General features: G+C 42.2%; 9 protein-coding genes. All 9 read right to left on the reverse strand.

What is annotated here, in order from left to right; genetic code table 11:
- Positions 1–2 precede the first annotated feature (2 nt).
- A complete protein-coding gene (locus tag V7654_RS15995; RefSeq protein WP_335431601.1) occupies positions 3–1,100 on the reverse strand; it encodes a cysteine protease StiP family protein in 1,098 nt (365 codons plus the stop codon).
- Complete coding sequence (locus V7654_RS16000; RefSeq protein ID WP_335431603.1) at positions 1,100–2,458, reverse strand: phosphoribosyltransferase family protein; 1,359 nt, start codon at positions 2,456–2,458, stop codon at positions 1,100–1,102. The genes V7654_RS15995 and V7654_RS16000 overlap by 1 nt, the downstream gene beginning before the upstream one ends.
- A complete protein-coding gene (locus tag V7654_RS16005) occupies positions 2,403–3,599 on the reverse strand; it encodes an HpcH/HpaI aldolase/citrate lyase family protein (RefSeq protein ID WP_335431604.1) in 1,197 nt (398 codons plus the stop codon). The genes V7654_RS16000 and V7654_RS16005 overlap by 56 nt, the downstream gene beginning before the upstream one ends.
- Before the next feature lie 80 nt (positions 3,600–3,679).
- Entirely contained in the window at positions 3,680–4,468 is a 789-nt protein-coding gene (locus V7654_RS16010; RefSeq protein WP_335431606.1) for a TerC family protein, read from the reverse strand.
- Positions 4,469–4,556: 88 nt separating this feature from the next.
- Positions 4,557–5,138, reverse strand: a complete 582-nt coding sequence (locus V7654_RS16015) for a TerD family protein (protein ID WP_335431607.1) — start codon at positions 5,136–5,138, stop codon at positions 4,557–4,559.
- 110 nt (positions 5,139–5,248) lie between these two features.
- The gene (locus tag V7654_RS16020) at positions 5,249–5,830 is read right to left on the reverse strand and encodes a YpjP family protein (protein ID WP_335431609.1); all 582 of its coding nucleotides are present in this window, start codon (positions 5,828–5,830) and stop codon (positions 5,249–5,251) included.
- A gap of 354 nt (positions 5,831–6,184) precedes the next feature.
- Complete coding sequence (locus V7654_RS16025) at positions 6,185–6,961, reverse strand: class I SAM-dependent methyltransferase (RefSeq protein ID WP_335431610.1); 777 nt, start codon at positions 6,959–6,961, stop codon at positions 6,185–6,187.
- An 85-nt stretch (positions 6,962–7,046) separates the two neighbouring features.
- Positions 7,047–7,481, reverse strand: a complete 435-nt coding sequence (locus V7654_RS16030) for a BrxA/BrxB family bacilliredoxin (protein ID WP_335431612.1) — start codon at positions 7,479–7,481, stop codon at positions 7,047–7,049.
- A 75-nt stretch (positions 7,482–7,556) separates the two neighbouring features.
- The gene (gene ilvD / locus V7654_RS16035) at positions 7,557–9,269 is read right to left on the reverse strand and encodes a dihydroxy-acid dehydratase (RefSeq protein ID WP_335431613.1); all 1,713 of its coding nucleotides are present in this window, start codon (positions 9,267–9,269) and stop codon (positions 7,557–7,559) included.
- Positions 9,270–9,467: the final 198 nt, after the last annotated feature.

The raw sequence follows: 9,467 nt of genomic DNA on the forward strand, positions 1-9,467 counted from the left end.
CCTTACCCCTTTAACTGCTTAATTAGGCCGCAGCAGGCATAATCCATATTTGGATAGTGCACGAGCTCAACCTTTTTCTTTTTTGCCAGCAATAATATATGCTTGATATCAGGAATGTTAAAATCCTTAATGAGGATTTTCCAGGGAACCCTCCTCAAAAGCACTCTTGTCGTTTCCCCAACCCCAGGCTTGATTAGGTTAATATTTTCAATCCCATACTCACAGGCTATTTTATTTACAATCTCTAACCCTGTAAAATTTGCCTTTTTCCGATTCTCCACTGCCCTGGACGCTCCTTCTTCCGCAAGAAGGAATATGGAGGGAAACTCTTGATTGATTGCTTCAAGAAAATCCTTTGAGACATCAATATCTTCGAATTCTTTGTAGTATTTTGCTCCATGAAAATCGTCAGGCTTTATGAACTCCTCATTCAGCACTGTCCTGCTGATCAGGCCTGAGACAGTGGAATTCAGGCATGCGCTGGGCAGCAGGAAATCCTCTCTAGTCCCGTACATGGTTGAGCAGCATCCTGGATCTGCAAGAACAGCGATATTGGCGTCAAGAACAACCCCGTATTTATCATTAAAGTCCTTACAAGATTTTTGCAGTTCACGTGAAATAGCTCCTTTTCCCGTCCACCCATCGACAAACTGGATATCCTTACCGTGATGCTTCGCCAAGATATAGCGGAGTGCATTTTCATCCACTCCTTTGCCCCTGATTATTGAAATGCTGAAATGAGGGAGGATTGCTCCATATTTATCCTCAATATACCTTTTTATCAATGCGCCCATAGGAGTGCCTGCACGCGCCAATGATACGAGAATAGTATTCTTTCCCTTGGTATGATAAATTTGCTCAGCCACTATACCGGTATATAATGCAACTTTCTCTTTATGTGATTCAAGCAGGCTCCAGAAAAGGTCCATATATTCCTCGCCTGGCTTCTCTTCAATTGGAAGCGATTCACTGTAATGGTACCCAGCTTGAATTTGTTTCTCTCTGACCTCTGAGGAACCTTCCAAGTTAATGCCAGATAGGTCCTTTAGAAGAAAGGTGACATCTTCTTTTTCATAGGAACCGCACAAAATATCATCCATTATTTTTTCACCTTCCTGCTGTGAAAGAATACGATATTAATCGTTTGGATACCCGTTTTTTGAAACTCCTTCAGCATAGGTTCCAGCCATTCATCCGGAACCTCTCTTTCAAAGAAAATAAACACTTCATCGTACTGGAAGGGAGCGACATTATACAAGTAATGCTGAATCTCTAAATCTTCCGGATTGGGGAATGCCATGCCGTACCTAGCCCCATAGCCTTCCTTGTTCACGATATGGATCGGGCTTCTGGTTGTTGACTGGTAGCTTACATTCCCACACATCAGTGCAGCCGTTTTCATCGGAACGTACATAAATTCTCCTGTGCCTACACACAATACCCTTTTTCCTTGTGACATTGCGGAAAGCTTTGCTGCAACATCCAGAATTATTACATCAAGTAAATCTCTTGCTGTTTCATCCATTCCAAATCTTCCGCTGGATGCAGCATATGGGATCTCTTTAAGTTTGCCCCCGTAAAAACTGGAGCTTGGAATAGGACTTATTTGATCGACATAAAGCTTTTTCACCCTGGGTTCGGGTAAGCCGAATGCTTGCTCTTCTGCATACAGTTCCGATTCTGGTGAATGACCGGATACGGTAAACTTCCCTCTTAATAGACTTACACAGTTGATCTTAATTTCTAGTTCATCTTCGAGTTTTTCAAATTTTTGCACATCCATGTCAGAACGCCAGTCAAGAATAGAAACAACTGAGTATACGTCACGAGGAAACTCCGCATGGATGGAGCGGATAATATTAATTGCCGTCTTCCCTGTGGACATCTCATCATCTACAAGGACGATTTCCCTTCCGTTATCCAATAGATTCGTTGAAATATAGCAGCGGTGGGAAGTAGCGTGTGAATGCTCTTCTTCGAACGTTATAACTGGATCTTCGTTCGAGATCATCTCCCTGGTTGTGTGAAAATAATCCGCCTTCTTGAATGCTGAAAAGAATGCTTGTCCAAGGGCAGTCGCTGTTTCCGCAAACCCAATGATTACAGGTGACATATCCGAAGGTATGAATGCTTCTGGCACATTAGGATTCTCCTCTGTAAATTTTGCCTGAAGGTTGAATTCCTTGCCTAATTCCATACCTGCCGTCTTGGCTGCATATTGGGCTGCCAGGAGCGAGCCAGTTAGCAATCCCTTAGAAGGGATAATCGGCAAATGTTTTCCTAAGATTTTGCTCACGAACAAGAAGGAACGTTTTTTATTCCGCCGTGCAGCCATGATAAATAGTTCCTCTAACGGGAGGCTATACGGATTTTCATTAATTTCTAATTCAATCGAAAGGTTTTCAAGAATTTGATATGCATATTTCTTGTTTGAGTAAATCGATGTTTGTGATTCCATCTTGAAGCACCCCATATACCTGTGATTTCCGCAAAATCTTTTGTGCCCAGTAGTAGTGCGGTTTTATTTCATTCATTTTATTGGCAAAGGCACTTTTCCTTACGCCATTATGGTTCTCTGCTTCATCTACAATATTTTTTGCGTCAATATATTCTTCGTAGCTGACAGCATTCAATGCATGTACTGTTTTAATGTGGCTCGGATGGATAATCGTTTTCCCAGTCAATCCATTTGCTATGTCCATCAAAATTTCTTGGATCAATCCATCCATATGCCGGTCGATCAATTCCGCTCGCCATTTCAACCCATCTTGCCCGAATGCAGTTTTAAATGGAGTCTGCCTCAACTGGGGTTTTAAAATTCTTTGTGTGGAAGAAAAATACTCCCAAACTGGACCAGAAACAACATATGGACTGTCATAACGGAGGAACACATTCACGATATCAGAAATACAATCACGGATTACTCCTATATCCCATACAGTCGTGTCGGCATTTCTTCTAATTCCATATAATCCGCTGAAATCCGTGGCACCAATCCTGACATTCAAAATTAACTCCCGGTAGTCGTCCACAACAGCTTTGATGGCGAGCAATTCTTCCAGCCTCGTCTCTTTTTCTATGATTCTTTTTGTTTCCAAGATGGGCAAAGCATATAATGGTGATCCATCAGTATTTAAGTCGTTAATAAACTTTAAAATCCCCTTGCCTGAAGCAGGTTCGAATTTAGGTATGACGATTCCAGTGAGCACATTTAATGCATCACCTGCTAATTCTGCTAGATGTTGAAGTTGTTCCTGACTGCGGATCCTGACAAAAATTAACGGCAGCTCATCTTCTGATAAAAAATCTTTGTCAAGCGCTTCTTTAAGGTGCTTCAATTCCGCCACCAATTGCAATTCTGCCTTATCCACTTCATGGTCGGCGATTGAATCTTCAAGACAAATCACCATCGATGCCAGACCATCATGCTTCTTTACCAGCAATTCCTGATGAATATTTTCTCTGGTAGCAGGCATGTAAAGAGTCGCTCCAAGGGCAAAAGCTAAAACTTCACGATCTGTATATTTATTAAATTTGGCTGGTTTGATGAAAAACAAGCTTTCCAATTCTTTTTCATATAAATTTGAAAATAATTTCACGGAAAAATTCCCCTTTTTGGGCGTTATAGATAAAAAGAAAGGGAGCAGACCTAAGTCAGTTCCCTAAAAAGTAATATTTTTTATTGTACGTTTTTCTGCTGCTCATTTTCTTCAGCTTTTTTCTTATTCATATAGTGGACAACGAATGTTGCTCCAAATGTTACAAGCAAAAGGATGAAGAAGTAAATGTGATCAATATGGAATCCAAAAACGCCAGCAAACATTTTTGCAGCGATGATCAGGATTAAGATGTAAGCAGTCGTTTCCAGCTCCGGCACGCGTTCAATCAATTTCAAGAATACACCGGCAACTCCACGCATCATCAATACGCCAAGCATACCGCCGAGTAATAACACCCAAACTTCCTGGCTGATACCAAATGCGGCTAGAACACTGTCTACAGAGAAAGCAATATCCATTATTTCAACAGCTGCGACCGTACCCCAGAATGTGCCGAATAGACGGATCAGCAGCCCGCCCTGCTTAACACCTTCAACTTCTTCGATATCTGGCTCTTCGCCTTTTTTCTTATCCATGAAGTATTTAATTGACAGCCAGGCAAGATAGCCGGCTCCAATAACTTTTACCCACCAGAATTCGATCAAATAAACACCAATGCCGATTGCGATAAAACGGAAAGCATAGGCTCCAAGCAAACCGTAGAACAATGCTTTCTTTCGCTGTTTCTCCGGTAAGTGCTTAACCATTACAGCCAAAACAAGCGCATTGTCCGCCGACAATAGACCTTCCAGGATCACCAGCGTACCAATCAATCCCCAGCTAACCGGATCCGTTAAAACTCGAACCCACATATCCCATTCAAAAAACTGGGCATAAGTATCTATAAATCCTTGTAATATTTCAGGCATTCTTGTAGTTCCTCCCACTATGTTGAATATATTCTCTATAGAAAGACCCGGCATCAACCGGGCCTTTCATAATCTCACTTATATAATTTTACCCTACTTGCAGTCCAAAGTCTGTAGCAAGTGCTGCCAATCCACCTTGGTAACCGCTGCCGATTGCGCTGAATTTCCATTCGTTGTTATGGCGGTAAAGCTCTCCGACAACGATTGCTGTTTCGATCGAGAAATCTTCTCCAAGATCATAGCGGATTATTTCTTCATTCGAACCAGCGTTCAAGATTCTTACATATGAATTAGACACTTGACCAAAGTTCTGGCGGCGCGCTTCGCCATCATGGATTGTGATGGTAAATGCAATGCGTTGAACTTGTGCAGGAACTGCTCCAAGATCCACGGTGATTTGTTCATCATCACCATCCCCGGCTCCGGTACGGTTGTCTCCTGTATGTACCACAGAACCATTTCCGCCTGTCGTATTGTTGTAAAATACGAAGTCGGCTTCAGAAGTTACTTTGCCGTTATCTCCCAAAAGGAAAACTGACGTGTCAAGGTCAAAATCATTGCCGCCATCATATTTATTTACATCCCATCCGAGGCCGACTACTACCTTTGTCATACCAGGGTTTGTTTTAGTTAAATCTACCTTCTGGCCTTTTGATAAACTGATTGCCATTTTTTCTACCTCCAAAAATTTATTTCGTTAGTGTTTTACGTTTAAATTATAAGAAAGGTTTCATTTTGCTATAAATATTTTTTCACAAATCCTTCTTAAATTCAAATATATCAACTTTTCCATTTAGGCGGTGTGTTTTTAGCCCAGAAAATGGTTCCCAGTTCGTAATGCGTCTGGAAACTATCATGATAAGTATGGTAATGGAAGTTAAACCAGAAACCCTCTTTTGGCGGCTGGTCTCGCCTTACGTGGAAACGGATGATGTCTTTGCCATTGTCACCAATGATGTGAAAAATCTTCTCTGATTCCCCTCCGCCTGGCATCTCGGTGATTCGAAGAGAATTTAACTTTTCTCCAGGATACTGGACAGCTACCATTTCAATCGCCTTTTCAATTTTGGGCAGGATCGTTTGCCGGAACTCGTCCTCAATTACTGGTCCGATCTTATTACCGAATTTCTGAAACGATTGCATTTCAGCTTCCTTCATTGCCCTGCCTATAAATTTATCCCTTTCGGCCTCCTCATCGAGCGGAGACTCCAGAGTTCCATAATATGAAGTCTCAGCAGATGCGGATTTTTCCGCCCGGTCAGTCGTTGTAGTCAGGAATCCATTCGCCTGGGCAGGAGAAACCATCCCAAAGGTAAAGATGGAAATCAGGACGACTAGCGATTTGCGAAGCCATGCTGGCATTTGGATCACTTCCTTTATGTATTAGAAATTTGATTATTAGTTAAACTATTAACGCTCTTTTCATTTAAATTACTTCTATTTAATGTTCTTATAACAACATTACCGAAAAGAGAAAAAAATATTTGTAGCATTATTATAACTTGTTTATACGTAAAATTGGGTAAAGGGTTTCAAATTTTTCAAAAATGGTTAAAAGGAAATATTAGGGCAGTATTTTATTCGTTTGCTTAGAAGGAGGTTAAATCTATGGAGTGGGGTATTGTTGCAATAAGTTTCTTTATGCTTGCCTATTTTGTATATTTATCAATCGCAGATTAATAAAGTAAGGTCATAAAAAAGAATGAGGGAATTTCCTCATTCTTTTTCGATCACTCCAAAATGGAATTTAGCTGATTTCCGGCGGTGTACTTTAAAGCCAAATTCATCAAACCTTGTGCTACGAAAGTGATCCTTTAGAATGACACGCTGTTTCGCTACTCGAAGGGCATGATCCATCGTCTGTTTGGAAAGCCCCTCATAAACGGCAAAGTGGCTTAATCCTCTGATTCCGTCTGATTCAAGGATCGATTCATCAAACATCGGATCAAAATAAACACAGTCAAAGCTGTCATCATCCATACTTTTCAAAAAATCAAGAGAATACCCATTTACCACTTTGATGTTTCCCATCGCCTGATTAATAGCTTCGTACCCGGAATCCCAGCTTTTCAAGCCAGTCTTAACAAGATAAGATAGTTCCGGCCGGGCTTCTACTCCCGTTACAAAACCTCTCGTTCCAACTGCATAACTGGCTACAATGCTGTCTGACCCAAGACCAAGTGTACAGTCGAGAAAGCTCATTCCTGCTGCTAATTTCCCACCCTCAACGAGAGGGTCGTTTTCACCATTCATCAGCCTTTTAATCCGAAACATAGCAGAATTCGGGTGAAAAAAGAATGGCTCTTTTTCTCCAAACGGGTAAAGTTCCAGGCGTTCTTTCCCAACAACAAGGCAATTATCAAAGAGCTTTTCTTGTATTGCCATGATAGACCTTTTCTTTCTGGGAACAAATTCTGCATTTAATTCACCAGCAATTTCCCGGGCCAGTGCGGTCATTTCTTCGGTAGTCCTGCCCGCTGTTGTCACAAACACACTTAACACCTCAAATCATATTACAAACACTTAAATACGCAGCCGAAAAGAAAAAGGACGTCAGATGACATCCTTTCAGAAAATTCTAGCAGTTCGCTTCAAATGCAGAAATCAAGTTATCCATAATTGCTTCCATCGGCTGGCCTTCGATATCATGGCGTGGAATGAAATGCACGACTTCTTTCCCTTTTAACAATGCCATTGAAGGTGATGACGGCTCGATGTCTGTAAAATATTCACGCATTTTAGCTGTAGCTTCTTTATCCTGGCCTGCAAAAACTGTTACAAGATGATCAGGCTTCTTTTCGCTTCTTAATATAGCCTGTGTTGCTGAAGGACGAGCAAGACCAGCCGCACATCCGCATACAGAGTTAACCACGACTAGTGTCGTTCCTTCTGTGTTCTCAACGAATTTTTCCACTTCTTCAGCCGTCAGCAATTCTTGAAATCCGGCACGTGTCAATTCTTCACGCATCGGTTTTACCATTTGTCTCATATATTCTTCATATGCCATTGACATTAAAGGATCCCTCCCAACAATAATACAGTCTTAGCATACTATATTATCAATGTTCAACGCAATAAAATAACTATATCATGAATGGACAGGTTGCTCTGCCACTGTTTCCTCAAATGAATCGGTAACAGCTCCTTTTGAAGAGCAGGATACAAGCCTTGCATACTTTGCCAAAGTGCCCCTTGACGGCAATGCCGGAGGGGTCCACGTCTGTTTCCGCGCCGCAAGCTCAGCATCACTTAAATCAACGGTTAATCGCTTTTCCTCACTATCTATAGTGATAAGATCACCATTTTTGATCAAGGCAATCGGTCCGCCTACCTGTGCTTCAGGGGCAATGTGGCCAACAACAAGTCCATGGCTACCTCCTGAAAATCTGCCATCTGTCAGTAGGGCTACACTTTCACCAAGGCCTTTTCCAACAAGGATCCCTGACAGGGAGAGCATTTCAGGCATTCCCGGTCCCCCTTTAGGGCCCTCATACCGAATAACCAAGACATCACCTGCGACAATTTGGTTTGCCATAACAGCTTTTGAAGCAGATTCCTCATCATCAAACACTTTAGCAGGTCCCGTCAAACTCTTTACCTTTAAGCCTGAAACTTTGGCAACTGCCCCATTAGGAGCAAGATTTCCTTTTAGAACTACTAACGGACCGTCTTTCCTTAGAGGTTCGCCAACAGGGTGGATTACTTGCTGACCTGCTTTTAAATCAGGAAAGCCCTTTAAGTTCTCTTCGAGCGTTTTTCCAGTCACTGTCAGGCAGTCGCCATGCAGCAAGCCTTCCTTTAATAACAGCTTCATTACTGCCGGGACGCCGCCTGCTTCGAATAAATCCTGCATGACATATTTACCGCTCGGCTTTAAATCAGCAATATGCGGTACTCTTTCCTGTAGTCTATTGAAATCCTCTAGCTTAAGATCAACTTCAGCCGAATGGGCAATTGCCATTAAATGAAGTATAGCATTAGTGGATCCGCCCAGTGCCATGACAACTGTTATCGCGTTTTCGAACGCCTTCTTCGTTAAAATCTGTCTTGGACGGATGTCTTGCTCAAGCATTTGATAGACGGCCTGACCCGCTGTGAAGCAATCATCGTGCTTGGCTTCTGTTTCTGCCGGATTGGAGGAGCTGCCCGGCAAGCTCATTCCAAGGGCTTCAATGGCACTCGCCATTGTGTTAGCTGTGTACATACCGCCGCATGAACCAGAACCCGGACATGCCTGGCATTCGATTTTATGAAGCTGCTCATCTCCAATAGCCCCCTTGTTGTATTCACCCACTCCTTCAAAGGCCGAAACGATATCAATATCTTTCCCGTCCAGTTTCCCTGGTTTGATCGTCCCGCCATAAACGAATACAGAAGGCAGGTCCATCCTGGCAATCGCCATCATGCATCCTGGCATATTCTTGTCACAGCCCCCGATTGCAACAAAACCATCAAGGCTTTCCCCCTGTACAACCGTCTCGATCGAGTCTGCGATCAAATCCCTGCTTGGAAGTGAATATCGCATGCCATCTGTACCCATCGATATTCCGTCAGAAACCGTAATTGTATTGAAGATAAGCGGTGCGCCTCCCGCTGTTCTTGCTCCTTCTTTTGCCTTTAAAGCCAGTTTATCAATATGTATGTTACATGGAGTCACTTCGCTCCATGTACTTGCAATGCCGATCATTGGCTTCTTAAAATCCTCTGTACTAAAGCCGACCGCCCTTAACATCGCCCTGTTCGGAGCCTTTCTCGCATCATCACTGAATACATGACTTTTTATCCTTAAATCTTTTTCCATTGGATGTCCCTCCCGATTTTTTATTCACTACAATAAACCTTTTTAAATGTAATTGCAATAATTTTCGAAAAATTATAATAATGAAAGCGAATTCATTTTTACAATAAGAAAAATTACCTAATACTATTTAGAAAAAGACTCTGTTAAACAAGGCTGTTGATTTTCGTTCCAAGCGCTTCGCTTTCCGCGGAAGAATTA

This window comes from Bacillus sp. JJ1609 (assembly GCF_036967045.1).
Lineage (GTDB): Bacteria > Bacillota > Bacilli > Bacillales > Cytobacillaceae > Mesobacillus.